This is a genomic window from Mesorhizobium sp. CA10, assembly GCF_020165285.1.
Taxonomy (GTDB): domain Bacteria; phylum Pseudomonadota; class Alphaproteobacteria; order Rhizobiales; family Rhizobiaceae; genus Mesorhizobium.
The window spans coordinates 80008-104127 of record NZ_JAIUHV010000010.1 but is presented as its reverse complement, the minus strand read 5'-3'; the positions used below and the strand labels follow the sequence as shown (position 1 = coordinate 104127).

At 64.1% G+C, this 24120-nt stretch carries 21 protein-coding genes; 9 read left to right on the top strand and 12 right to left on the bottom strand.

Annotated features, from left to right (window positions below; translation table 11 throughout):
- Positions 1–41 precede the first annotated feature (41 nt).
- From LB535_RS20740 to LB535_RS20715, 6 genes are all read right to left on the bottom strand, one after another.
- Positions 42–929: a F0F1 ATP synthase subunit gamma gene (locus LB535_RS20740; protein ID WP_224633507.1), complete on the bottom strand. Its 888-nt coding sequence runs from the start codon at positions 927–929 to the stop codon at positions 42–44.
- Positions 930–958: 29 nt separating this feature from the next.
- A complete protein-coding gene (gene atpA / locus LB535_RS20735; protein WP_140684186.1) occupies positions 959–2488 on the bottom strand; it encodes a F0F1 ATP synthase subunit alpha in 1530 nt (509 codons plus the stop codon).
- Positions 2488–3048, bottom strand: coding sequence for a F0F1 ATP synthase subunit delta (locus LB535_RS20730; protein WP_224602086.1), 561 nt, complete (start codon positions 3046–3048; stop codon positions 2488–2490). The genes atpA and LB535_RS20730 overlap by 1 nt, the downstream gene beginning before the upstream one ends.
- A 235-nt stretch (positions 3049–3283) precedes the next feature.
- Positions 3284–3679: a DUF4345 family protein gene (locus LB535_RS20725; RefSeq protein ID WP_140546140.1), complete on the bottom strand. Its 396-nt coding sequence runs from the start codon at positions 3677–3679 to the stop codon at positions 3284–3286.
- A gap of 95 nt (positions 3680–3774) precedes the next feature.
- Complete coding sequence (locus LB535_RS20720) at positions 3775–4470, bottom strand: aspartate/glutamate racemase family protein (RefSeq protein ID WP_224633506.1); 696 nt, start codon at positions 4468–4470, stop codon at positions 3775–3777.
- Positions 4471–4503: 33 nt separating this feature from the next.
- Positions 4504–6687 carry a primosomal protein N' gene (locus tag LB535_RS20715; RefSeq protein WP_224633505.1) on the bottom strand — a complete coding sequence of 728 codons (2184 nt, stop codon included), beginning with the start codon at positions 6685–6687 and terminating at the stop codon, positions 4504–4506.
- A 90-nt stretch (positions 6688–6777) separates the two neighbouring features.
- Here LB535_RS20715 and fsa point away from each other — a divergent pair, with 90 nt between their 5' ends.
- Positions 6778–7434 (top strand): fructose-6-phosphate aldolase, encoded by a 657-nt coding sequence (gene fsa / locus LB535_RS20710; RefSeq protein ID WP_041004472.1) that lies wholly within the window; start codon positions 6778–6780, stop codon positions 7432–7434.
- A 388-nt stretch (positions 7435–7822) separates the two neighbouring features.
- Here fsa and lptE read toward each other — a convergent pair whose 3' ends face one another.
- Both lptE and leuS read right to left on the bottom strand, forming a co-directional pair.
- Positions 7823–8404: an LPS assembly lipoprotein LptE gene (gene lptE / locus LB535_RS20705; protein ID WP_224633504.1), complete on the bottom strand. Its 582-nt coding sequence runs from the start codon at positions 8402–8404 to the stop codon at positions 7823–7825.
- Entirely contained in the window at positions 8391–11018 is a 2628-nt protein-coding gene (leuS, locus tag LB535_RS20700; protein WP_224633503.1) for a leucine--tRNA ligase, read from the bottom strand. Before leuS ends, lptE begins: the two co-directional genes overlap by 14 nt.
- Positions 11019–11306: 288 nt before the next feature.
- Here leuS and LB535_RS20695 point away from each other — a divergent pair, with 288 nt between their 5' ends.
- The 4 genes from LB535_RS20695 (at position 11307) to LB535_RS20680 (ending at position 14102) form a co-directional block, all read left to right on the top strand.
- Complete coding sequence (locus tag LB535_RS20695) at positions 11307–11969, top strand: YggS family pyridoxal phosphate-dependent enzyme (protein WP_224633502.1); 663 nt, start codon at positions 11307–11309, stop codon at positions 11967–11969.
- Between the two features lie 299 nt (positions 11970–12268).
- Positions 12269–12523, top strand: a complete 255-nt coding sequence (locus LB535_RS20690; protein WP_095769739.1) for a type II toxin-antitoxin system Phd/YefM family antitoxin — start codon at positions 12269–12271, stop codon at positions 12521–12523.
- Entirely contained in the window at positions 12523–12924 is a 402-nt protein-coding gene (locus LB535_RS20685; protein ID WP_224633501.1) for a type II toxin-antitoxin system VapC family toxin, read from the top strand. Before LB535_RS20690 ends, LB535_RS20685 begins: the two co-directional genes overlap by 1 nt.
- Positions 12925–13052: 128 nt before the next feature.
- Entirely contained in the window at positions 13053–14102 is a 1050-nt protein-coding gene (locus LB535_RS20680; RefSeq protein WP_224633500.1) for an aldo/keto reductase, read from the top strand.
- Between the two features lie 58 nt (positions 14103–14160).
- On the opposite strand, the gene LB535_RS20675 is transcribed toward LB535_RS20680, so the two are convergent.
- Positions 14161–15066, bottom strand: a complete 906-nt coding sequence (locus LB535_RS20675) for a LysR family transcriptional regulator (RefSeq protein ID WP_224633499.1) — start codon at positions 15064–15066, stop codon at positions 14161–14163.
- Positions 15067–15189: 123 nt separating this feature from the next.
- On the opposite strand from LB535_RS20675, the gene LB535_RS20670 reads away from it, so the two are divergent.
- On the top strand, positions 15190–16377 hold the full coding sequence (locus LB535_RS20670; protein ID WP_224633498.1) for an MFS transporter: 1188 nt from the start codon (positions 15190–15192) through the stop codon (positions 16375–16377).
- 36 nt (positions 16378–16413) lie between these two features.
- Positions 16414–17448, top strand: a complete 1035-nt coding sequence (locus LB535_RS20665; RefSeq protein WP_224633497.1) for an aldo/keto reductase — start codon at positions 16414–16416, stop codon at positions 17446–17448.
- 282 nt (positions 17449–17730) lie between these two features.
- Here LB535_RS20665 and LB535_RS20660 read toward each other — a convergent pair whose 3' ends face one another.
- Positions 17731–18003: an usg protein gene (locus tag LB535_RS20660; RefSeq protein WP_224633496.1), complete on the bottom strand. Its 273-nt coding sequence runs from the start codon at positions 18001–18003 to the stop codon at positions 17731–17733.
- Positions 18004–18305: 302 nt separating this feature from the next.
- Between LB535_RS20660 and acs the strand changes: the two genes are divergently transcribed.
- Positions 18306–20261 carry an acetate--CoA ligase gene (acs, locus tag LB535_RS20655; RefSeq protein ID WP_224633495.1) on the top strand — a complete coding sequence of 652 codons (1956 nt, stop codon included), beginning with the start codon at positions 18306–18308 and terminating at the stop codon, positions 20259–20261.
- The gene (locus tag LB535_RS20650; protein WP_224633494.1) at positions 20261–21028 is read left to right on the top strand and encodes an MOSC domain-containing protein; all 768 of its coding nucleotides are present in this window, start codon (positions 20261–20263) and stop codon (positions 21026–21028) included. Before acs ends, LB535_RS20650 begins: the two co-directional genes overlap by 1 nt.
- 12 nt (positions 21029–21040) lie before the next feature.
- Here the strand turns inward: LB535_RS20650 and LB535_RS20645 are convergent, their stop codons facing one another.
- Together LB535_RS20645 and LB535_RS20640 are read right to left on the bottom strand one after the other, a co-directional pair.
- Positions 21041–22309 (bottom strand): SAM-dependent methyltransferase, encoded by a 1269-nt coding sequence (locus LB535_RS20645; protein ID WP_224633493.1) that lies wholly within the window; start codon positions 22307–22309, stop codon positions 21041–21043.
- A 418-nt stretch (positions 22310–22727) separates the two neighbouring features.
- Complete coding sequence (locus tag LB535_RS20640; RefSeq protein WP_224633492.1) at positions 22728–24089, bottom strand: pilus assembly protein; 1362 nt, start codon at positions 24087–24089, stop codon at positions 22728–22730.
- Between the last annotated feature and the right edge of the window lie 31 nt (positions 24090–24120).

Sequence of the window (24120 nt, the reverse complement as noted above, 5' to 3'; positions counted from 1 at the left end):
GTTGTTCACGCCGCTCGCCGGGTGTCCCGCGCGGCGCGTGATTAGAGCGCCTCGGCGCCCGAAATGATCTCGATCAGTTCCTTGGTGATCTGCGCCTGCCGCTGGCGGTTGTAGGTGATCGACAGCTTGTTGATCATGTCGCCGGCGTTGCGCGTCGCATTGTCCATCGCGCTCATCTTGGCGCCCATCTCGCCGGCCGCGTTTTCCAGCAGCGCGCGGAAGATCTGCACGGCGATGTTGCGCGGAATGAGGTCGGAAAGGATCTCGCCCGGCTCCGGCTCGTATTCATAGACAGCATTGCCGCCATCGGTCGCCTCGGGAGCGGTCGACCCGGCGGCCCCCGCCGGGATGATCTGCTGCGCCGTCGGGATCTGGCTGATCACCGACTTGAACTGCGAATAAAACAGCGTGCAGATGTCGAAGCCGCCATCGTTGAAGAGGTGGATGACCTTGCGCGCGATCGCATCGGCATTGGCGAAGCCGAGAGTCTTCACCTCGCGCAGGTCGACACGCTCCAGGATCATCGAAGCGTAGTCGCGGCGCAGGATGTCATAGCCTTTCTTGCCGACGCAGATGATTTTCACCTGCTTGCCGTCGGCCAGCAGCCTGCGGATGTGATCGCGGGCGAGGCGCGCTATCTGCGAGTTGAAGCCGCCGCACAGGCCGCGCTCGGCCGTGCAGACGATGAGCAGATGCACATCGTCCCGGCCGGTGCCGGTCATCAGCGCCGGGGCATCGCCGCCGCCGCCGATCGCCTGGGTGATGTTGGCCAGGACCGCGCCCATGCGCTCGGAATAGGGTCTGGCTGCTTCCGCCGCTTCCTGCGCGCGACGCAGCTTCGCCGCGGCGACCATCTGCATCGCCTTGGTGATCTTCTGCGTCGCCTTGACCGAGGCGATACGGTTACGAAGGTCTTTTAACGAAGCCATGCTTCAAACCTGATCCCGTCCAGCTTCGTTCAAGCGAAGGTCTTGGCGAAGGCGTCGATCTCTGCCTTGAGCTTGGCGCGCAAATCGTCCGACAGCGCCTTCTCCTTGCGGATGCCGTCAAGCACGTCCTTGCCGGCCGAGCGCATATGGCTGAGCAGCCCATGCTCGAACTTGCCGACCTGGTTCAGCGGCAGCTTGTCGAGATAGCCGTTGACGCCGGCGAAGATCACCGCGACCTGTTCCTCGACCTTGAGCGGCGAGAACTGCGGCTGCTTGAGCAGCTCGGTCAGGCGCGAACCGCGATTGAGCAGACGCTGCGTCGCCGCGTCGAGGTCGGAGCCGAACTGCGCGAAGGCTGCCATTTCGCGATACTGCGCGAGCTCGCCCTTGATGGAGCCGGCGACCTGCTTCATCGCCTTGATCTGCGCCGAGGAGCCGACGCGCGACACCGACAGGCCGACGTTCACCGCCGGACGGATGCCTTGGAAGAACAGGTTGGTCTCAAGGAAGATCTGGCCGTCGGTGATCGAGATCACGTTGGTCGGGATGTAGGCCGACACGTCATTGGCCTGCGTCTCGATGATCGGCAGCGCGGTCAGCGATCCATTGCCGTTGTCGTCATTGAGCTTGGCGGCGCGCTCGAGCAAACGCGAGTGCAGGTAGAAGACGTCGCCCGGATAGGCTTCGCGGCCCGGCGGGCGACGCAGCAGGAGCGACATCTGGCGGTAGGCGACGGCCTGCTTCGACAGATCGTCATAGCTGATCAGCGCATGCATGCCGTTGTCGCGGAAATATTCGCCCATGGTGCAGGCGGTGAACGGCGCCAGGAACTGCATCGGCGCCGGATCGGACGCGGTGGCGGCGACGATGATGGAATATTCGAGCGCGCCGCGCTCTTCCAGCACCTTGACGAATTGCGCGACGGTCGAGCGCTTCTGGCCGACGGCGACGTAGACGCAGTAGAGCTTTTCCTTCTCGGGGCCGTTGTCGTGCACCGACTTCTGGTTCAGCATCGTGTCGAGGATGATGGCGGTCTTGCCGGTCTGGCGGTCGCCGATGACCAGCTCGCGCTGGCCGCGGCCGACCGGGATCAGCGCATCGATGGCCTTGAGGCCGGTCGACATCGGCTCATGCACCGACTTGCGAGGGATGATGCCGGGCGCCTTGACGTCGACACGCTTGCGTTCGGTCGCCTTGATCGGGCCCTTGCCATCGATCGGATTGCCCAGCGCGTCGACGACGCGGCCGAGCAGGCCCATGCCGACAGGCGCGTCGACGATGGCGCCGGTGCGCTTGACGGTGTCGCCTTCCTTGATGTCGCGGTCGGCACCGAAGATGACGACGCCGACATTGTCGGCTTCGAGGTTCAGCGCCATGCCGCGGATGCCGCCGGGGAATTCGACCATCTCGCCGGCCTGGACGTTGTCGAGGCCGTAGACGCGGGCGATGCCGTCACCGACGGACAGAACCTGGCCGACTTCGGAGACCTCGGCCTCCTTGCCGAAATTCTTGATCTGGTCTTTCAGAATTGCGGAAATTTCCGCGGCGCGGATGTCCATCAGCCGACCTCTTTCAGTGCAAGCTTGAGCGAATTGAGTTTGGTTTTGAGCGACGTATCGATCTGGCGCGAGCCCATCTTGACGATCAGGCCGCCGAGCAGTGACGGATCGACGGTCATGGCAATGGCCACATCCTTGCCGGCGATGCTCTTCAGCGTCGCCTTGAGCTCGGCCTGCTGCGCATCCGTCAGCGCATGCGCCGAGGTGACCTCGGCCGATGCCTCGCCGCGATGGTCGGCTGCGATCTGGCGAAATGCCTTGATCATGCCGGGTACCGCGAACAGGCGGCGGTTCTTGGCGACGACGCGCAGGAAATTGCCCACCAGGCCGGTGATCTGGGCCTTGTCGGCGATGGCGGCGATGGCCCTTGCCTGGTCCTCGCCGGAAAACACCGGGCTGTTGATCAGCCGCGCGAGATCGTCGCTGCTGTTGAGCATTGCTTCGAAGCTGGCGAGGTCGGCCTCGACCTTGGCGACTGAATTGTCCTGCAGCGCAAGCTCGAATAGCGAGCCTGCATAGCGTTCGGCGACAGCTGAGATTGGCGATGACGATTGGGCCACGGACCGTCTTTTCTCTTGTCTGACAGGCCGCAGATTGTTGGCGCGAGCGAAAACTCTGGCTAAATCTTTGACCTTACTGCATTTTTCCAAGCACGGAGGCGCGGCTTCCGCTATCCCCGGTCGAAAGTCGATTGCCGTCTAGCACAGGCTTTTTAAGACCGCAATGCATCGTCCGGCATGGTTTTCAGGCACTTTTGTCGCATCAGGCGGCTGGCGCCGATCCCAAGCGCCGGATTCACGGTACAAAGCCGAAGGCAAAGGCCAGCGGCAGCGCCGCCAGCGCCAATTCAACCACGATCGACACCCAGTTGAAAGGGGTGTTGGCGCCGTCCGACATCATCGACAGAAGCCGGCCGAAGGCGGTGAACAGCCAAGAGAAGCCCAGCGCCATGTAAAGCAGCGGCTGCGCCAGAAGAATGCAGCACAGGCTGACGCCCAGATAAAAGCCCGACATGCGGCCGCGTCCCTCGGCGATCGCCGCCGCTTTCTCGGGCCTCGGCTGCAGGCGCAGCGCGCGAAACGCAAGCCCCGGCGCCAGGAACAGGAATAGGCCGAGCGCCAAGGTCACGACGGCGCTCGACCAGGCCAGCCACTCACCCTGGCTGGCGGGCCACGGAAACGCGAAGTCCATAAAATCCCCCTCTTATTTCTTGTTCTGAAACAGCGGCATTCTAGCCAGGGAATGAAGGCGCGCCAGAGGACGGCGGGCACATTAGGTACAGCGCATCAGGCGAGCGCGAAATCGACCGCGGCCGCGGCATGGATGCGCGTCGTGTCGAAGACCGGAATGTCGAAATCGCCCTGGCCGATCAACATGGTGATCTCGGTGCATCCCATGAGGACGCCGTCCACCCGGTCAACGCGCCGCATCCGGCCGATCTCGTCGAGATAGGCGGACTTCGATTCGGGCCTGACGATGCCCTGGCAGAGCTCGTCATAGATCACCCGATGCACCATGTCGCGGCCGGCCTGGTCGGGCACGATCGGCTGCAGGCCGTATTTCTCCGCGAGCCGTCCCTTGTAGAAATCCTGCTCCATGGTGAAGCGCGTTGCCAGCAGCGCCGGCCGCTTCACGCCGCCATCGACGACAGCCTGCGCCGCGGCGTCGGCGATGTGGATGAGCGGGATAGATATCGCCGACTGCACCGCGTCGGCGAGCTTGTGCATGGTGTTGGTGCAGATCACCAGGCCCTCGGCGCCGCCCGCCTCCAGCTTGCGCGCGGCTTCCACCAGAAGAGCGCCGGCGCCTTCCCAGTCGCCGGCATGCTGGCGTTCGGCGATCTCGGCGAAATCGAACGACCACAGCAACAGCTTGGCCGAATGCAGCCCATCCAGCCGCTCGCGCACGATCTCGTTGAACAGGCGGTAATAGATCGCGGTCGATTCCCAACTCATGCCGCCGAGAAGGCCGAGGGTTTTCATAAGCGACCACTCCGTTGGGACTGTCTCTCCCGGTTATAAGAAGCTCTGCGGGTCGATGTCGACCTGCACCCTGACCGAACCGCGCAGCTTCGGCCCATTCGCCAGCATGGCCCGAATAAAGCCCTGCATGTCGGCGCGCCGTTCGCCTTGCACCAACAGCCGGAAGCGGTGGCGGCCGCCGATCAGCGACAAGGGCGCCTCGGCCGGGCCGAGCACGAAGAGGTCGGTAGCCTGCGGCGCCGCGCGCCTTAACCCCCGCGCATGGCTTTCCGCCTCGCCGCGTGTCGCGGCGCTGACGATGATGCCGGCGAGCCGGCCGAAGGGCGGCAGCGCCGCCCGTTCGCGCTCGGCGATCTCGCGCTCGTAAAACGCTTCCGAATCGCCCGAGACGATCGCCCGCATCACCGGATGATCCGGCTGGTAGGTCTGCAGGAGGCCGAGGCTCTTCTTGCCGGTGCGGCCGGCACGCCCCGTCACCTGGCTGAGCAGCTGGAAGGTGCGCTCGGCGGCGCGCGGATCGCCATTGGCCAATCCCAAATCCGCATCGACCACGCCTACCAGCGTCATGCCGGGAAAATTGTGGCCTTTGGCGACCAGCTGCGTCCCGATGACGATATCGGCCTCGCCATTGGCGACGGCTTCCAGCTCAAGCCGCAGCCTGCGCACGCCGCCCAGAAGGTCGGACGACAGCACTATGGTGCGGGCATCGGGGAAATGCCCGACCACTTCCTCGGCGATGCGCTCGACGCCTGGGCCGCATGCCACCAGATGGTCGAGCGTGCCGCATTCCGGACAGGCTTCCGGCCGCCGCTCATTGTGGCCGCAATGATGGCAGACGAGCTGGCCGCGAAAGCGATGCTCGACCAGCCAGGCCGAGCAGACCGAGCAGCCGAAGCGGTGGCCGCAGACGCGGCAGAGCGTCAGCGGCGCATAACCGCGCCTGTTGAGGAAAAGCAGCGACTGCTCCTTCCTCTCCAGCGTGCGCTGCATCTGCTCCAAAAGGACAGGCGACAGGAAGCTGCCCCGCGCCGGCGGAGAGCGCCGCATGTCGATCGACTTGAGGTCGGGAAGCGCTGCCTCGGCGAAACGCGACGACAGCACGGCCCGATCGTAGCGGCCCTGGCTGGCATTGACCCGGCTTTCCACCGAGGGCGTCGCCGAGGCGAGCACGATCGGGAAGCCGCCGATATGGCCGCGCACCACCGCCATGTCGCGCGCGTTGTAGAAGACGCGGTCTTCCTGCTTGTAGGCGGGATCGTGCTCCTCGTCGACGACGATCAGGCCGAGTTCCTTGAACGGCAGGAACAGCGCCGAACGCGCGCCGGCGACGACGCGCACGCCGCCTTCCGCAATCTGGCGCCAGACGCGTTCGCGCATCCGCGGCGGCAGGTCGGAATGCCATTCCGCCGGCTTGGCGCCGAACCGATCCTGGAAACGTTCCAGGAAGGCATGCGTCAGCGCGATTTCCGGCAACAGGATCAGCACCTGTCTGCCCTTGTCGAGCGCCGCTGCCACCGCTTCGAAATAGACTTCCGTCTTACCGGAGCCGGTGACGCCGTCGAGCAGCGTGACATTAAAGCCATCGGCGGCGACAGCGGCGCGCAGCTTCTCCGCCGCCGCGTTCTGGTCAGGCATCAATTCCGGCACGGCATGAGAGGGGTCGGGCGCCGCCACCACCGGCCGCGGCGGGATCATCACCGTCTCGAACACGCCCTGTGTCCGCAAGCCGTCGATGACGGTCGAGGAGACGCCCGCCGCATGCGCCAGACCCGAGCGCGTCCAGGCAAGGCCGCCCTCCACCGTTTCGAGCACGCGCCGCCGCGCGTCGGTCAGCCGGTCGGGTTCGGCAAGCGTGCGCTGCAACCCTTCGATCCATGGCTCCGGGTCGAATGCCTCCGGCGCGCGCAGCAGCATGCGGGCCACCATGCCGGGGGCAGAGAGCGTGTATTGCGCGATCCAGTCGACGAAGCGGCGCATCGCCCTGTCGATCGGCGGGCAGTCGAACACCTCCTCGATCGGCCGCAATTTCTTCGCTTCGACGGTTTCGACCGCGCCGTCCCAGACGATGCCCGCGACTTGCCGCGGCCCGAGCGGCACGCGCACGATCGAGCCCGGCACCACGCGCATGCCGGGCGGCACGGCATAGGTGTACGGCCGTTCGGCGGGCATCGGCACCAGCACGGGCGCGGCTGCGACAAAGGGCGAATCTTCGATCATCGGGCGTGACCTTGCCCCGACTTTGCTCTAGATCAAAGGGGACCCTCGCATCTGCCTGGCCCGAGCCAGGCAATCCCCAAGGAGACCGCCATGAAGTTTTTTGTCGATACCGCTGACATCAAGGAAATTAAGGAGCTGCACGAGCTGGGGCTGCTGGACGGCGTCACCACCAACCCGTCGCTGATCCTGAAATCGGGCGGCAAGATTTCCGAAGTCACCAAGCAGATCTGCGACATCGTCGAAGGCCCGGTCTCGGCCGAGGTGGTGGCCACCGAATACAAGGACATGATGGCCGAGGCCGAGGTGCTGGCCAAGATCGCGCCGAACGTGGCCATCAAGGTGCCGCTGACGCTGGACGGCCTCAAGGCCTGCAAGACCATCCGCACCGAGATGAACCGCATGGTCAACGTGACGCTCTGCTTCTCGGCCAACCAGGCGTTGCTGGCCGCCAAGGCCGGCGCCTCCTTCATCTCGCCCTTCGTCGGCCGCATCGACGACACCGGCTCGGACGGCATGGAGCTGATCTCGGAAATCCGCACCATCTACGACAATTACGATTTCAAGACCGAGATCCTGACCGCCTCGGTGCGCACGGTGAACCACGTCAAGCAGGCGGCGCTGATCGGCGCCGACATCGTGACCGCGCCGCCGGCGACGCTGAAGGCGCTGGTCAACCACCCGCTGACCGACAAAGGCCTCGCCGCCTTCCTCGCCGACTGGGCCAAGACCGGCCAGAAGATCGGCTGAGGCCGGAGCAGTTCCAGGAAAAGTGTGTAACGATTTTCCGTCTGGGAATTGCGCAAGGCAAAAAGCAACTGAGTAGCAAAGAAGGCCGGGCAACCGGCCTTTTTCGTGGCAAAGTGCCTATGCCTTGCCAGGTCACCTGCCTCGGCGATTGGCCGGAACGCCCATCGCGATCGTCATCCACGGGCGGAGCAAGGAGCGAAGCGACGCGCGCAGACCCGAGGATCCATTCCGTGACATACGAGCGTCGCAACGGTGCAGAATTCTGCTCCGCCGCACCTTCAGGCCGAGGTAACGGAATGGATCCTAGGGTCTACGCGACGCCGCTTCGCGGCTGCTCCGCCCTAGGATGACGAAGTTCGGAAGGCTTCAGCCAATCTCCGGCGAGGAACTAGGCCTTCTTGCCGTGCCTGGCCAAATCCTGGGCGATGGAAAGCCGCAGCAGGTCGGCCAACTCGCGCGCAGCGCGGTTCTCGGCGTCGATCTGCGCCCGGTAGGCCGCGAATTCCTGGCGCGGCCGGTCGAAGGACGAGGGGATCGAGCGCTTGCCGACGGCAATCACCGTGTTGGTCGCGGTATCCCTGAGCACGTAGTTGGCGGTCAGCGTGACCGTGCCGGCCGTCGGCTCGTCTTCCTGGGTCTGCACCTGAACGATGGCCGCCGATTCGACCAGCTCGGTGACGCCGAGATCGAGCGTGTAGGCCGGCGAGGCCGGCTCGCCCGAGCCCTGCCCGAAGGCGAAGATCAGATTGTTGCGCACCTGCTGCGCGTAGCGGGTGTTGACCGGCTTGATCGAGATCGATGCGAGCTCGGCGGATGCGCTGAGCTGCGATCCGGGCGACAGCGGCTGGCTGGAATAGAGCGGCCGCACGGTGCAGGCCGAAACCAGCGCAAGCGCGGCGACCATGCCGGAGACCGCCAGGCGGCCGCGCAGGCGGACCGGTTGTGACTTCACCGGATCAGGCAACGACATTGACGATCCTCTGCGGGACGATGATCACCTTGCGCGGAGCCTTACCTTCCAGTGCTTTTTGCACGAAGTCGAGAGCCAGCACCGCTTTTTCGACGGCACCTTGATCCGCGTCGCGGGCAATTGTCAAATCCCCGCGCTTCTTGCCGTTGACCTGCACCGGCAGCACGATCTCATTGTCGACGACGAGTGCCGGATCGTAGACCGGCCAGGGCCGCTCGGCGACCATTTCGGCGCCGCCCAGCCCCTGCCAGCATTCCTCCGCCAGATGCGGCATGACCGGCGCGATGATGTGCACCAGGATTTCCACCGCCTCGCGGCAGGCGCCCTTCAGCGCGTCGTCGGCCTTGCCTTCGGCAACGTCGTTGAGCGGCGCGGCCAGCACATTGGCGAGCTCGTAGATGCGGGCGATCGCACGATTGAAGCCGAGCTTCTCTATGTCCTCGCCGACCGCCTTCAGGATCTTGTGGGCGGCCTTGGAAACGGCTCCCGCATCGCCTTCCTTCGCCGCCGTCGGCTTCACGCCGGGCAGCTGCTCGGCCGCGATCTGCACCAGGCGCCAGATGCGCTGCACGAAGCGGTGCGCGCCGGCCGCGCCCTCGTCGGTCCATTCGACGTCGCGCTCCGGCGGCGAGTCCGACAGCATGAACCAGCGTGCCGTGTCGGCGCCGTAGCCGTCGGTGATCTCTTCCGGGCTCACCGTATTCTTCTTCGACTTCGACATTTTCTCCAGCGCGCCGACCGTCGCCTCCTCGCCGGTGGCGATCTCGACGGCGCGGCGCTTGCCGTCGACGTCCTCGAGCCTGACCTCGCTCGGCGACAGCCAGCGCCCATTGTTGGACGGGCCGCCGACGCGGTAGGTCTCGTGCACCACCATGCCCTGCGTGAACAGCCCCTTGAACGGCTCTGCCAGATTGAGGTGACCGGTCTCGCGCATGGCGCGGGTGAAGAAGCGCGAATAGAGCAGATGCAGGATCGCGTGCTCGATGCCGCCGATATACTGGTCTACCGCCAGCCATTCGTCGGCCGCTTTCGGCTCGGTCGGCTCGTTGGCCCAAGGCGCGGTGAAGCGCGCGAAATACCAGGACGAATCGACGAAGGTGTCCATCGTGTCGGTCTCGCGCCGCGCATCGCGGCCGCATTGCGGGCATTTCACATGCCGCCAGGTCGGATGACGGTCGAGCGGATTGCCCGGGCGATCGAACTCGATGTCGTCGGGCAGCTTCACCGGCAGGTCGGCCTTCGGCACCGGCACGACGCCGCAGGCCTCGCAATGGATCATCGGGATCGGGCAGCCCCAATAGCGCTGGCGCGAAATGCCCCAGTCGCGCAGGCGGAAATTCACCTTGCGCTCCGCCATCGGCCGGCCGCCGATGCTTTTCTGCTCCAGGAGCTTCGCCACTTCATCGAAAGCCCTCTCGGGCTTCATGCCGTCTAGGAAGCGCGAATTGATCATCACGCCGTCGCCGTCATAGGCCTCCTCGATGATCTGGAAGCTCCCCTGGGTTTCGCCTTCCGGCATCACCACCGGAATCACGGGCAGGCCGTATTTGTTGGCGAAGTCGAGGTCGCGCTGGTCGCCCGACGGGCAGCCGAAAATAGCGCCGGTGCCGTATTCCATCAGCACGAAATTGGCGACATAGACCGGCAGCGTCCAATTCTCGTCGAACGGATGGACGACGCGGATGCCGGTGTCGAAACCCTTCTTCTCGGCCGTCTCGAGCGCCGCCACCGAGGTGCCCATGTGGCGGACCTCCTCGATGAACTTCGCCAGCTCGACATTGCTCTCGGCGGCCTTTCTCGCCAGCGGATGGTCGGCGGCGACCGCCATGAAGGAGGCGCCGAAGATGGTGTCCGGCCTTGTCGTGTAGACTTCCAGCTCATGTGTCTCGCCGACAGGCTTTGCCAGCGGCCAGCGGATCAGCAGCCCTTCCGAGCGGCCGATCCAGTTGTGCTGCATCAGCTTGACCTTTTCCGGCCACTCTTCGAGTCCGTTGAGCGAGTCCAGCAGGTCCTGCGCGAAGTCGGTGATCTTGAAGAACCACTGCGTCAGCTCGCGCTGCTCGACCAGCGCGCCCGAGCGCCAGCCGCGGCCGTCGATGACCTGCTCGTTGGCGAGCACCGTCATGTCCTCCGGGTCCCAGTTGACTTTGGAGGATTTGCGCGTCACCAAGCCCTTCTCGACGAAGTCGAGGAACAGCATCTGCTGGCGGTGGTAATAGTCGACGTCGCAGGTCGCGAACTCGCGCGCCCAGTCGAGCGACAGGCCCATCATCTTGAGCTGCTCACGCATGACCGCAATGTTTTCGTAGGTCCAGTCCTTGGGATGGACCTTGTTCTGCATGGCGGCGTTTTCGGCCGGCATGCCGAACGCGTCCCAGCCCATCGGATGCAGCACGTTGAAACCCTTGGCGCGTTTGTAGCGCGCCACCACGTCGCCCATCGTGTAGTTGCGGGTGTGGCCGATATGGATCTTGCCCGACGGATAGGGGAACATCTCGAGCACGTAGTATTTCGGCTTCGGGTCGTCGTTGCGGGCCTCGAACAGCTTCTTTTCGGCCCAGGCCTTCTGCCATTTGGGCTCTGACGTGCGCGGATTGTATCGTTCGGTTGCCATCGGATGTTTTTCACTTAAAAGCAGGTGCGCGGTGCTGGATTAAGGCGTGTCGATATTCAGGTCAGGCCGAGCCGAAAATGGCGGGTTCCGAGAACCGGAGCGAAGCGTACTTAAGTACGTGAGCACCGGAAGCGCAGGAAACCGGCATTTGCAGGCCGGCATCACCTGAATATCGACACGCCTAGGCCGGCAGCCGAGACAATGTCGTCGCGGTGTTCACCATGGATTGCCGGACCCGTCAACTGCGGCGAGCCGGCCGACCATGAAAACTATGGGCAGGATAGTGGCATGACGAACACCGTAGAGCAGCTTCACGCGGTCAGGGCGAAGATCGCGAACGCCGAGCGCGAGGCGAAGCGCGCGCCAGGCGCCGTCACGCTTGTGGCGGTGTCGAAGACCTTCGCGGCCGAGGACATCCGCCCCGTCATCGAAGCAGGCCAGCGCGTCTTCGGCGAGAACCGCGTGCAGGAAGCGCAAGGCAAATGGCCGGCGCTGAAGGCGGCATTCGCCGATATCGAGCTGCACCTGATTGGCCCGCTGCAATCCAACAAGGCCAAGGAAGCGGTGGCGCTTTTCGATACCATCGAGACGGTCGACCGTGAGAAGATCGCCGCCGAGCTTTCAAAAGAAATGGCGCGGCAGGGCCGGGCGCCGAAACTCTATGTCCAGGTCAACACCGGCTCCGAGCCGCAAAAGGCCGGCATCGAGCCGCGCGAGGCGGTCGCCTTCGTCAAACGCTGCCGCGAGATGCATGGTCTCGCCATCGAAGGCCTGATGTGCATCCCGCCGGCCGATGAGAACCCCGGCCCGCATTTCGCGCTGCTGGAAAAGCTCGCCCGCGAGGCCGGTGTCGCGAAGCTCTCGATGGGTATGTCCGGCGACTACGAGACCGCCATCGCCTTCGGCGCGACCAGCGTCAGGATCGGGTCGGCAATCTTCGGCAACCGGTGACGCCGTCACCCGCTACCTTTCCCTGGAGTTTGATTGATAATCCGCTGCCACCGCGCTATATATCTAGCCAAGCTAGCTAGCGGCACACAGGGATTTTTGACCGGTCGGCTCTGTTTGCGTTGGCAGGTGGCATGCGTTGGAGATTGCCCGAAACGTCCATCGTGATCGTCATTCCAGGGCGGGGCGGCTTCAACCAATCCTTGGCGTTTGCGCTTATTTCGCGGACATGAACGGAAAATCTTGCACCAGACAAACGGCAACCTTTCAAAATCCCTGTGCCGGGGAACTAGGAGCTGCGGATGAACTGGCATCTTCAGGACGCGAAGAACAATTTTTCAAAAGTGGTCCAGCGCGCGCGAACAGAAGGGCCGCAGACCGTGACGCTTCGCGGCGAACGGGCTGCGGTCGTGCTGTCCGCCGAGGACTACGACCGCTTGGCCGGGAAGAAGAAATCGCTCGCTGAATATCTTCTGACCGGCCCCGGCTGGGACGATGAGTTTCATAAGGAAATCACCCGCCGCTCGGATACGATGATCCGGGACGTCGACCTCTGATGTATCTGCTCGATACGAACGTTGTTTCAGACGCGCAGAGGCGACTGCCGAAACCAACCGCCTGGCTGGCTTCGGTTGATCCGACCTCGATTAGTCTCAGTGTGATCACCATTGGTGAGATCGAACGTGGGATCGTCAAGCAGCGCAAGACCGACCCCGGCAGGGCAGCGCGGCTTGACGTCTGGCTGCGGGAACTGCGCCGAGATAATGCGGACCGCATCCTGGCGATCACGGAAGAGGTCGCCCTCGCGTGGGGCCGTATCACGGCCGGACGTACGCGAGGGAACGCCGACACCCTCATAGCGGCAACCGCCCTCGTGCACGACCTGATCCTGGTCACTCGAAACGTGGCCGACTTCGAAGGCATGGGCGTGACGGTCGTCAATCCCTGGGAAGTCTGACGTTTCAAGATCCGCTGATTGGCAACTTCACATCAAGTTGACCACCGCGCTTGCGCCAGAACTTGAAACGAAACGGGCCGTTCCTATTTACCCGGTGCACATTCACTCCTTTCTCGGGGAATCTCACCATGCGTTATAATCAGCTCGGCAATACCGGCCTGTTCGTTTCCGAACTCTGCCTCGGCACCATGACCTTCGGCGCCGCCGGCGAGAATGCTCAATGGGGCCTGATCGCCAGTCTCGACCAGAAGGGCGTCAACGAGATCGTCGGCCGCTCGATCGCCGCCGGCGTCAATTTCTTCGACACCGCGGATGTCTATTCCTTCGGCCAGTCCGAGCAGCTGCTGGGACAGTCGCTCAAGGATCTCGGCGTGAAACGTTCGGACGTTATCATCGCCACCAAAGTGCATGGCGCCATGGGCAACGGGCCGAACGAGCGCGGCTCCTCGCGCGGTCACATCATGGATTCGGTCGACCGCAGCCTGGAGCGACTGCAGCTCGATCACATCGACCTCTACCAATTGCACGGCACCGACACGGTCACGCCGATCGACGAGACGCTGCGCGCGCTCGACGACCTCGTCGCCAGCGGCAAGGTCCGTTACGTCGGTGTCTCCAACTGGCAGGCCTGGCGCATCGCCAAGGCGCTGGGCATCGCCGAGCGCAAGGGCTTCGCCCGCTTCGAGACTATCCAATCCTACTACTCGATCGCCGGCCGCGATCTCGAGCGCGAGATCGTGCCTCTGATCAACGAGGAAAAGCTTGGCCTGATGGTCTGGTCGCCGATGGCCGGCGGCCTGCTTTCCGGCAAATACGGCCCCGGCGCGCCCGGCAATGGCGAAGGCCGCCGCGCTTCCTTCAACTTCCCGCCGGTCAATGAGGACCGCGCCTGGGCGGCGGTTGCGGTCATGCGCGAGGTCGCCGGGAAGCACGATGTCAGCGTCGCCACGGTGGCGTTGGGCTATGTGCTGGCCAAACCTTTCGTCATGAGCGTCCTCATCGGCGCCAGCCGCATGGACCAGCTCGAGCAGAACCTCGCCGCAACCGGCTTGAAGCTCGACGCCGACGATCTCGCCAGGCTCGACGAGGTAAGCGCACTGCCTGCCGAGTATCCCGGCTGGATGCTCGAGCGGCAAGGCGCCGGCCGGCGTCCCGCGCCGTTCGTGCCGAAGGCGTAATTCCGTTCGCGCAGACAGGTCAAAGCCGCGTGCCATTGGCGCGCGGCTCTTTCTTCATTCAGAGACGAACGGTCTCCGCGAGGAAGTCGAGGAAGGCTCGGACGCGGGCAGGCAGATGCTTGCCCTGACCGACATAGACGGCATGCGTCGGCTCCTCGTCGCCGGGATTGAACTCCTCAAGCAACGGCACGAGCAGCCCGGCGGCGATATCGGGTTCGACATGCCAGCGCGCCAGCCGCGCTATGCCGGCTCCTGCCAGCGTCGTTAGCCGCATCGCTTCGCCGTCGGTCAGCGACATGTTTCCCACAATCGGCATGATGATCGATTTGCCTGTCGCATCGACAAACGGCCAGCCCTCTATGTGCCTGGCGAAGCCGAAGGCCAGCATGCTGTGGCGAGCGAGGTCGGACAATGCGCGTGGCCTGCCGCGCGCTGCAAGATACGCAGGCGACGCGACCAGGACCATGCGGCTCTGGCCGAGCTTGCGCGCAACCAGGCGTGACTCGCGCAGCGGCCCGGCGCGGATGGCGACATCGGCGCGCTCTTCCAGAAGGTCGATGACACTGTCGGTCAGCACGGCTTCAACGAAAATCTCGGGATAATTTTCCAGGAAGCGCGGCAAGAGCGGCATCAGCCGGTGCTGGCCGAACGGCACATAGGAGTTGACCCTCAGCCTGCCGCGCGGCGCCGCGCCCGCCGCCGCTTCGCGCTCGGCCGCGTCGAGATCGGCGAGGATGCGCAGGCCGCTGCTATGGAAGGCCGCCCCTTCCGGCGTCAGCTGCAGCTTGCGCGTCGAGCGGCTGATCAGCCGCGCGCCAAGCCGCGCCTCCAGCCGCGCGATCAGCTTGCTCACCGCCGACGGCGTCATGCGCAGCGCCCGCGCCGCGGCCGAGAAGCTGCCTGCCTCGACGACGCGGACGAACACTTCGATCTCGCCAGAGCGGTTGATGTCCGGTCTCGCCATTCATGAATCTATTTCACAGAAAATATGCCCGATGCAAGGCTGGTTCACAGCTTGGCGGATCACGATCTTGCGTGTCGGGGCGCGGGACTGAGCGTTCCCTTCCCGATCAACCGGACCGCAGCCATGCCCCTTGCTCTTTATGCCCTCACCGCCGGCGCCTTCGGCATCGGCGTCACCGAATTCGTCATCATGGGCTTGCTGCTCGACGTCAGCGCCGATCTCGGCGTCTCGATCTCGGCCGCGGGCCTGCTCATTACTGGCTATGCGCTGGGCGTCGTCGGCGGCGCGCCGCTGCTTGGCGCCTTGACCGGACGCCTGCCGCGCAAGACCTTGCTGCTTGCCTTGATGGTGGTCTTCACCGTCGGCAACCTCGCCTGTGCGCTGGCGCCCGACTACTGGACGCTGATGGCGGCGCGTGTGCTAACCGCCTTCGCCCATGCCTCCTTCTTCGGTGTCGGCTCCGTCGTGGCCACCAGCCTTGTCGCGCCCAACCGGAAGGCCTCGGCCATCGCGCTGATGTTCACCGGTCTCACCGTCGCCAACATCCTCGGCGTGCCCTTCGGCACGTGGCTCGGCCAGGCCTATGGCTGGCGTTCGAGCTTCCTGGCGGTCACGCTGGTCGGCGTCATCGCCTTTACCGTGATCGCGCTGCTGGTGCCGCGCGACGAGCCTACCGCCACGGAGGAAGAGGAGACCTCCGAAGGCACGCTCGCCGTGCTCGGCCGCCGGCCGGTGCTGCTCGGCTTGTTGACCACGGTGCTGAGTTGGGTCGGCGTCTTTGCGGCCTTCACCTATATGGCGCCCATTCTCACCCGCGTCACCGGCTTTTCCGAGGCAGCCGTGTCGCCGATCCTGCTGGTTTTCGGCGGTGGCCTGGTGGCGGGCAATCTGCTTGGCGGGCGCCTTGCCGACCGCCATCTGATGCCGACGGTTCTCGGCACGCTGGTCGCACTTTCGGCGATGCTGTTCGTCATGGCCGCGGCGATCCACCAGCCGATCACCGCGATCATCGCCGTCGGCTTGCTGGGTGCCGCCGCCTTTGCCACCGTCGCGCCGCTGCAGATGTGGGTGCTGGAGAAGGCCGAGGGCGCCGGGCAGGGCCTGGCCTCCTCCTTCAACATCGCCGCCTTCAATCTCGGCAACGCCATCGGCGCCTGGCTCGGCGGCTTCGTCATCGACCATGGCCCCGGCCTCGACGCCGTCCCTCTGGTTGCCGGCCTGGTGCCGCTCGCCGCGCTCGGTGTCGTGCTCATGGCGCTGCGCCTCGAACGCGGCCGAGCGATCGTCAAACCGGTCACGGCGCAGTGCTGAGCGCTGATCCCTTCGACATCCAATCAGGAGAAAAAGATGGACTATCGACCTCTCGGCGCCTCCGGCCTGAAAGTGCCCGCCCTTTCCTTCGGCGCCGGGACTTTTGGAGGCTCCGGCCCGCTGTTCGGCCATTGGGGCAACAGTGACGCGAAGGAAGCGCGCCGCCTGGTCGACATCTGCCTGGAGGCGGGCGTCAACCTCTTCGACACGGCCGATGCCTATTCGAACGGCGCTTCGGAGGAGGTGCTGGGCGAGGCCATCAAGGGCCGCCGCGACGCGGTGCTGATCTCGACCAAGACGTCCCTGCCGATGGGCGATGGCCCGGCCGACTGGGGCTCGTCCCGCTCGCGCCTGATTCGCTCCGTCGACGCGGCGCTGAAGCGCCTCGGCACCGATTATATCGACTTGCTTCAGCTCCACGCCTTCGACGCCTCGACGCCGATCGAGGAGGTGCTGTCGACGCTGGATCACCTCGTGCGCTCCGGCAAGCTGCGCTATGTCGGCGTCTCCAATTTCTCAGGCTGGCAGGTGATGAAATCGCTCGGCCTGGCGGAAAAGCACGGCTACCCGCGCTATGTCGCGCATCAGGTCTATTATTCGCTGGTCGGGCGCGACTATGAGTGGGAGCTGATGCCGCTCGGCCTCGACCAGGGCGTCGGCGCCTTGGTATGGAGCCCGCTCGGTTGGGGCCGGCTCACCGGCAAGATCCGCCGCGGAAAACCCTTGCCGGAGAAGAGCCGGCTGCACGGCACCGCCGATTTCGGCCCGCCGGTCGAGGACGAGCAGCTTTTCAAGGTGGTCGACGCGCTGGAAGCGGTCGCCGCCGAGGCCGGCAAGACTGTGCCGCAAATCGCCATCAACTGGCTCCTGCAGCGGCCGACCGTGGCATCGGTGATCATCGGCGCGCGCAACGAGGAGCAGCTCCGTCAGAACCTCGGCGCCGTCGGTTGGGCGTTGACGCCGACGCAGATTAAGGCGCTCGATGAAGCAAGCGCGGTGACGGCGCCTTACCCGTACTTCCCCTATCGTCGCCAGGAAGGCTTCGCCCGGCTGAACCCGCCGGCGGTGTGACTAAGTCGCGGCCGTCCATATCCAGGGCGAACTTATGCGATTAGCCGCACCCCTGCGAGCTTCGTCAACCACGGGCGGAGCAGCCGCGAAGCGGCGTCGCGAAGACCCGAGGATCCATCCCGTTACCCCAATCGCAGAGCGCAGCGGAGCAGAATTCTGGATCGTCGCAAATGCGTCGAAGTCACGGAATGGATCCTCGGGTCTGCGCCGCGTCGCTTCGCTCCTTGCTTCGCCCGTGGATGACGAAGCGACGGGCGTTTCCGCCAAACACTCTGCGCCGCCTCAGTGCACCAGAAACTCCCCATCCAGCTTCCGCCACTCGTTCGGCGCGATCAGCTTCTGATGCGTGTAGGTGACCGAATGCAGCGGGCCGTCGAGCTTGGTCTTCCAGAACTCGATGAAGCGGATCAGCACCGGGAATTCCGGAGCTAGGTCATAGTCCTGCCAGACATAGCTTTGCAGCAGGTGCGGGTGATCGGGGTAATGATAAAGGATCTTAGCCGTAGTCAGCCCGTATCCCCTGAGCATCAGATCCATTTCGGAATTGTCGCGCATTGCGTTTCCTTGGTTGATTCTCCTTCCTCCCAACGCTGAATTGAGCCCACGGTTGCTTAACTGTCTATGGATTTCTTCGAGACTCTGCAAAATTTTTGTCGTTAAAACAGGCGGTTAGCAGCCGCGAAGCGAGAGTGCTAATGGCTGGTCCAATTGCCCCTGCGTCATCCCGCCACGCGAATCCAACGTCTAATGTTGCCGACACCGCGGAACTGTTAATAATGCCCGCGAATTCGCGGCCGCTTCGCTGCGATGGCGCCGGCGGCGCAAGCCGGTGGATGGTTTGGGAGGAAAGCAAAGAAATGTCCGATGTGCATGTCCACCGCGTCCAGCCGGCGTGGAAGAAGAACGCGTTGATCGACAACGACACCTATCTCAAATGGTATGCCGACAGCGTGAAAAATCCGGATAAGTTCTGGGGCAAGCACGGCAAGCGCATCGATTGGTTCAAGCCTTTTACCAAGGTCAAGAACACCTCCTTCGACGGCAAGGTCTCGATCAAGTGGTTCGAGGACGGCCAGACCAACGTTTCCTACAATTGCATCGACCGGCATTTGAAGAAGCGCGGTGACCAGACCGCCATCATCTGGGAAGGCGACAACCCCTATGACGACCGCAAGGTCACCTATAACGAGCTCTACGCGCATGTCTGCCGCTTCGCCAACGTGCTGAAGAAGCATGGCGTCAAGAAGGGCGACCGCGTCACCATCTACATGCCGATGATTCCGGAAGCGGCCTATGCCATGCTCGCCTGCACGCGTATCGGCGCGATCCACTCGGTCGTGTTCGGCGGCTTCTCGCCCGATGCGCTGGCCGGCCGTATCGACGACTGTAAATCGACCATCGTGATCACCGCTGACGAGGGCCTGCGCGGCGGCAAGCCGATCCCGCTCAAGGACAACACCGACAAGGCGATCGACATCGCCGCCAAGGCCGGCACCAAGGTCGAAAAGGTCGTGGTGGTGCGCCGCACCGGCGGCAAGACCGGCTGGGTGCCGGGACGCGACGTCTGGTACCATGAAGAGGCGCAGACCGTTAAGGCCGACTGCAAGCCGGAAAAGATGAAGGCGGAAGACCCGCTTTTCATCCTCTACACCTCCGGCTCGACTGGCAAGCCGAAGGGCGTGCTGCACACCACCGCCGGCTATCTCGTCTATGTCTCGATGACGCACCAATATGTCTTCGACTACCATGACGGCGACATCTACTGGTGCACCGCCGATGTCGGCTGGGTCACCGGCCACAGCTACATCGTCTACGGGCCTTTGGCCAATGGCGCCACGACGCTGATGTTCGAGGGCGTGCCGAACTATCCCTCGCAGTCGCGCTTTTGGGAGGTGATCGACAAGCACCAGGTCAACATCTTTTACACCGCGCCGACGGCGCTGCGCGCGCTGATGGGCGCCGGCGACAGCCATGTGAAAAAGACCTCGCGCAAGTCGCTGCGCGTGCTGGGTTCGGTCGGCGAGCCGATCAATCCGGAAGCCTGGGAGTGGTATTACAACGTCGTCGGCAACGCCAAGGTGCCGATCGTCGACACCTGGTGGCAGACCGAGACCGGCGGCATCATGATCACGCCGCTGCCCGGCGCCACCGACCTCAAGGCGGGTTCCGCCACGCGGCCCTTCTTCGGCGTCCAGCCGCAGCTGGTCGACGGCGAAGGCAAGGTGCTGGACGGCGCCACCGACGGCAATCTCTGCATCGGCGATTCATGGCCGGGCCAGATGCGCACCGTGTATGGCGACCACGACCGTTTCGTGCAGACCTATTTCTCGACCTACAAGGGCAAATACTTCACTGGCGACGGCTGCCGGCGCGACGCCGACGGCTATTACTGGATCACCGGCCGGGTCGACGACGTCATCAACGTTTCCGGCCACCGCATGGGCACGGCCGAGGTGGAATCGGCGCTGGTCAGCCATGAAAAGGTGTCGGAAGCCGCCGTCGTCGGCTACCCGCACGACATCAAGGGCCAGGGCATCTACTGCTATGTCACGCTGATGGCCGGCACCCAATCGAGCGAGGAATTGCGCAAGGAGCTGGTCGCGCATGTCCGCAAGGAGATCGGCGCCATCGCCACGCCCGACAAGATCCAGTTCGCGCCGGGCCTGCCGAAGACCCGTTCAGGCAAGATCATGCGGCGCATCCTGCGCAAGATCGCCGAGGACGATTTCGGCGCGCTCGGCGACACCTCGACGCTGGCCGATCCGGCCGTGGTCGACGATCTCGTCGCCAACCGGCAGAACAAGAAGGGCTGATGACCGGCAAGGCAATCCTCGGCACGGTCAGCCAGCTCTGGCGCTATCCGGCGAGCTCGCTCGCCGGCGAGCGGCGTGAGGCCATCTCCGTCGGGCTGAAGACCGTCGACGGCGACCGGCTGTTCGGACTGGTTGATGCTTCCGACGGCGAGATCGCCAGGCCCGACCGCGAGGCCAAGTGGCACAAGGTGCCGCTGATTCGCACCCGGCTGAGCGAGGCCCCGATGAACAAGGAATGGCGGCTCGAAGTGGCGGTGCCCGGCGGCGAATGGCTGCCGGCGCCGGATCCTGAAAGCGACCGCACGGTATCGGCCTTTCTCGGCTTCAAGGCCTCAATCCGGCCGTTCGGCGCGCAGAACGCGACGCCCGGCTACACCGGCCCGTTGACCGAGGCCCGCTATGCCAAGGCGCCGATCCATCTGCTCACCACCGCCTCGCTGGCCAGACTGAAGGCGCTGCATCCCGAAGGCGTGCCCGATCCGCGCCGCTTCCGGCCCAACATCGTCGTCGAGATGGACCCGGTCGAAGGCGCCTTTCCGGAGACGCAATGGATCGGCAGGAAGCTCGCGGTCGGCGATCTGCTGCTCACCGTCTCCGAACCCTGCCGCCGCTGCGGCTTCACCATCATCGCCCAGGACGGCTTCGACACCGACCCCGGCATCCTGCGCAATTTGGTACGCCACAACGCCCACAATCTCGGTGTCTACTGCACGGTCGACCGGCCCGCGCGGATCGAGATCGGCGCGCCGATGCGCTTGATGGACTGAAGCGGGTCGGGTCTACCGGTACAAATCCGCCCGTGTCGGCGGCAGGCCGCTCGGGCCGCGGGCGCGTCTGGTGGCGACAGTCTGGAAAATCTGCGCCGAGGCGCGCTCGAAGGTGATCGAGCAACCCGTCAGATAGAGCAGCCACAGCCGCGCCTTGGACTCGCCGACCTCGGCGACCGCCTCATCGAAGCGCGCATGCAGACGTTCCGCCCACAGGCGGCAGGTTTGCGCATAATGCTCGCGCAGGTTTTCCACGTCATAGACCAGGAAGCCGTGCGCCTCGAGATTGCCGAGCGTCATGCCGATCGTGTCGAGCTCGCCGCCGGGAAAGATGTATTTGATCAGGGCCTTGTATTCCGGCCCCTTGCGTAGGGTCTTCTTCAGGTCGCCCTTGCTGCGCCGGGTGATGGCGTGGTGCAGATAGATGCCGCCGGGTTTCAGCAGGCGATGGACAGTCGAGAAATAGGCAGCGTGGTTGGCGATCCCCAAATGCTCAAACATACCGATCGACGAGATCTTGTCGAAGCTGCCGGAGAGCTCGGCATAGGACTTTATCTCGATGGTGATGCGGTCCTGCAGCCCCTCGGCGCGAATGCGCTCGCGGGCAAGCTCCGTCTGGGCTTGCGACAGCGAGACGCCGTGACTGACGACGCCGTAATGCTTCGCCGCATGGATCAGCATCGCGCCCCAGCCGCAGCCGATGTCGAGCAACGTTTCGCCCGGCTTGAGCCTGAGCTTGCGGCAGATATGGTCGAGCTTGTCGATCTGCGCCTGATCGATGCCGTTGGCGAAATCCCTGAAATAGCCGCAGCTGTAGACCATGCGCTCGTCGAGGAAGAGCCGATAGAAGGCGTTCGAAATGTCGTAATGGTGCTGGATCGCCTCCTTGTTCGACCCGCTGACATAAGGGTTGCGGCCGGAAAGATCGCTGCGCGCCGTCATTTGTTTGCGCGAGAAAAGCACCGCCGGCAGGTCGCGCAAAATCGCCAGCTTCGGCAACGATCTGAGCTTCGTCTTGAGCTTGCCTTGCGAAGGCAGCGCGTAGAAATCGAACAGCGTGCCTTCTTCGATGTCGATGGTCTTGGAAATCCACATCTCGACCAGCGTCGAGAAGCGCGGCCGGCGCAGCAATTGCCAGACGATATCCTGGTCGTTGATGGTGAGCACCGGACCGCCGGCGGGACCGATGCGCTCGCCGGTCCAGAGCTTGACCGCGAAACCCGGTTTCAGCGTCTCGACGACCGTTCGTGCGATCCGCGCGGCTTTGTCGGCGGCGTCCATTCTCACCTCCCGATGCGTCGAATGCGGGCCCTCCCGGGCGCCACTGTCATCCAACTGGCCTGCGTAGCGCAATCCCGATCTGTTGCCCAAAAACACCGCGGGCAGGGATTTCCCGCCTGCCATTCCGTTGCGGCACCTTGCCATTTGCCGCGACGCACCCCATCATCTGTGTGTGTTCAACGAACTGAAAGGAGGTGATCCGATGTCGAGTGATTTCGTTTTCCATAACGTGAGCTCAGCGGATTGCACTTTCGGGAAGCAGTCTTCCCGTTAAGGCGCGAGACGCGCGGCAGGTAGCCCGATGGGGTTGCCGCCGGAAGCCGCGTCATGGACGGAAACACGGAAGGCCGCCGGCTTCGTCAAGAAGCGGCGGCCTTTTCCTTTTGAACGCCATCATTGAGCGATTTTCTCGCGGCCGCTATCTGGTTACCGTCAGCTTGTCGATGTTGCGCACGATGTCCTGAAACGCCTGATCGAGCTCGGCGCCGTTGGCCGCTTGATAGAAATGTTTGGTGTTTCCGGTATCCGGGCTGGCGCAGGCCTGCAGCGTCGACTTGGCGTTTTTCTCGGTGAGCGCAAAGCCGATGGTGAATATCTCGATGCCCTGGTCTTGCATCGCCGCGCACAGTGTCGTCGCGGCGGTGCGTGTCTGTACCTTGCCGGCATCGTTGTAAACCTGATCCGGGTCGTTAGCGTCGAAATAGGACAGGTTGAATTCGCCATCCGTCATCAGGATCGCGTATTTCGCCACCTTCTTCGGATCCATCTTCGCCGGCCGCTCCGAGGCCTTCATCACCCCGCCCCAGTTTTCCGACAGCATGTACCAGGCCCACTGCACGCCGATATGGCCCGCCGTGCCGCCGGAGGCATCGAGGTCTTTGATCACGTTGTTCAGAGCCGACGCATCCGTGGTCAGCGGCTGAATTGTCGCGAGCGGACAGGCCCGAGTGCGGCTCTGCCTGGCGAAGTCGGACAAAAAGAGATCGCGGTTGACCATGCTGACCTCGGGGCCAGCATCCGAATATTGATAGGCGCCTTTGCGCTCGGTCGCGCAATTGTCCGGCCGCGTCGACGCCGAAACATACTGCGGATCGTCATTGCCCGGCGCCTGCTTGCGCTCGCTGGCCTTTGTCTCGACGAAGACCGAACCTGCGGCAAGCGATCCGGCATTGACGGAATTCGCATAAGGCACAATCGCCACCCGCACCCGAGGATTGGCGGCGTTCTGGCCGGTAAGGAAGGAATTGACCGCGTTGCTCGCCGCGGCCCTCAGGTCCTTGACCTTCTGGCCCGCCATCGAACCAGTGACGTCGAGCATCATCGCCACCTCAACGGTCTTGTCGGAATAGAGCGCCGAGGTCGAGGCGGTCACGCGGCGCATGGTGCTGGTGCTGAACAGCGGAAAATAGAGACCGACATCGACATGCGCATCCGCCTGTACGGTGTTGGCCGTCCTGTTGACCGTAAGCCTGTCGAGCACGATCTGGTTGGCCTGCAGGATGCCGGCCGTGCTGTTGGCGTCGAGAAACGCCTGCACCGTTTTGTTGGCATCGGTTTCCGTGATGACGCCGAGGGTGAGATCGCGGGCCGTCGAGGTCACGGCGGCGTCGACGACGCCCTGCAGGCTCGACCTCGCATTGTAGAGTTGCGAGATATTGACGGCGAATCCCACACCCAGCGCGAGGACGGATGCGGCAGCTCCGAACAGTACCGCGAAATTGCCTTCGCGGTTGCGGGCAAAGCCGTCCACCCCACGAACGACACCTCTGAACTGCCGCATCCCTTCCGCCTCCACTGTCCGCGGCACCGTG

Bases quoted from the DNA above. Each gene is read 5' to 3' on its own strand.
- LB535_RS20740 (WP_224633507.1), bottom strand. From the start codon at position 929: ATGGCTTCGTTAAAAGACCTTCGTAACCGTATCGCCTCGGTCAAGGCG.
- atpA (WP_140684186.1), bottom strand. From the start codon at position 2,488: ATGGACATCCGCGCCGCGGAAATTTCCGCAATTCTGAAAGACCAGATC.
- LB535_RS20725 (WP_140546140.1), bottom strand. From the start codon at position 3,679: ATGGACTTCGCGTTTCCGTGGCCCGCCAGCCAGGGTGAGTGGCTGGCC.
- LB535_RS20720 (WP_224633506.1), bottom strand. From the start codon at position 4,470: ATGAAAACCCTCGGCCTTCTCGGCGGCATGAGTTGGGAATCGACCGCG.
- LB535_RS20715 (WP_224633505.1), bottom strand. From the start codon at position 6,687: ATGATCGAAGATTCGCCCTTTGTCGCAGCCGCGCCCGTGCTGGTGCCG.
- fsa (WP_041004472.1), top strand. From the start codon at position 6,778: ATGAAGTTTTTTGTCGATACCGCTGACATCAAGGAAATTAAGGAGCTG.
- lptE (WP_224633504.1), bottom strand. From the start codon at position 8,404: ATGTCGTTGCCTGATCCGGTGAAGTCACAACCGGTCCGCCTGCGCGGC.
- leuS (WP_224633503.1), bottom strand. From the start codon at position 11,018: ATGGCAACCGAACGATACAATCCGCGCACGTCAGAGCCCAAATGGCAG.
- LB535_RS20695 (WP_224633502.1), top strand. From the start codon at position 11,307: ATGACGAACACCGTAGAGCAGCTTCACGCGGTCAGGGCGAAGATCGCG.
- LB535_RS20690 (WP_095769739.1), top strand. From the start codon at position 12,269: ATGAACTGGCATCTTCAGGACGCGAAGAACAATTTTTCAAAAGTGGTC.
- LB535_RS20685 (WP_224633501.1), top strand. From the start codon at position 12,523: ATGTATCTGCTCGATACGAACGTTGTTTCAGACGCGCAGAGGCGACTG.
- LB535_RS20680 (WP_224633500.1), top strand. From the start codon at position 13,053: ATGCGTTATAATCAGCTCGGCAATACCGGCCTGTTCGTTTCCGAACTC.
- LB535_RS20675 (WP_224633499.1), bottom strand. From the start codon at position 15,066: ATGGCGAGACCGGACATCAACCGCTCTGGCGAGATCGAAGTGTTCGTC.
- LB535_RS20670 (WP_224633498.1), top strand. From the start codon at position 15,190: ATGCCCCTTGCTCTTTATGCCCTCACCGCCGGCGCCTTCGGCATCGGC.
- LB535_RS20665 (WP_224633497.1), top strand. From the start codon at position 16,414: ATGGACTATCGACCTCTCGGCGCCTCCGGCCTGAAAGTGCCCGCCCTT.
- LB535_RS20660 (WP_224633496.1), bottom strand. From the start codon at position 18,003: ATGCGCGACAATTCCGAAATGGATCTGATGCTCAGGGGATACGGGCTG.
- acs (WP_224633495.1), top strand. From the start codon at position 18,306: ATGTCCGATGTGCATGTCCACCGCGTCCAGCCGGCGTGGAAGAAGAAC.
- LB535_RS20650 (WP_224633494.1), top strand. From the start codon at position 20,261: ATGACCGGCAAGGCAATCCTCGGCACGGTCAGCCAGCTCTGGCGCTAT.
- LB535_RS20645 (WP_224633493.1), bottom strand. From the start codon at position 22,309: ATGGACGCCGCCGACAAAGCCGCGCGGATCGCACGAACGGTCGTCGAG.
- LB535_RS20640 (WP_224633492.1), bottom strand. From the start codon at position 24,089: ATGCGGCAGTTCAGAGGTGTCGTTCGTGGGGTGGACGGCTTTGCCCGC.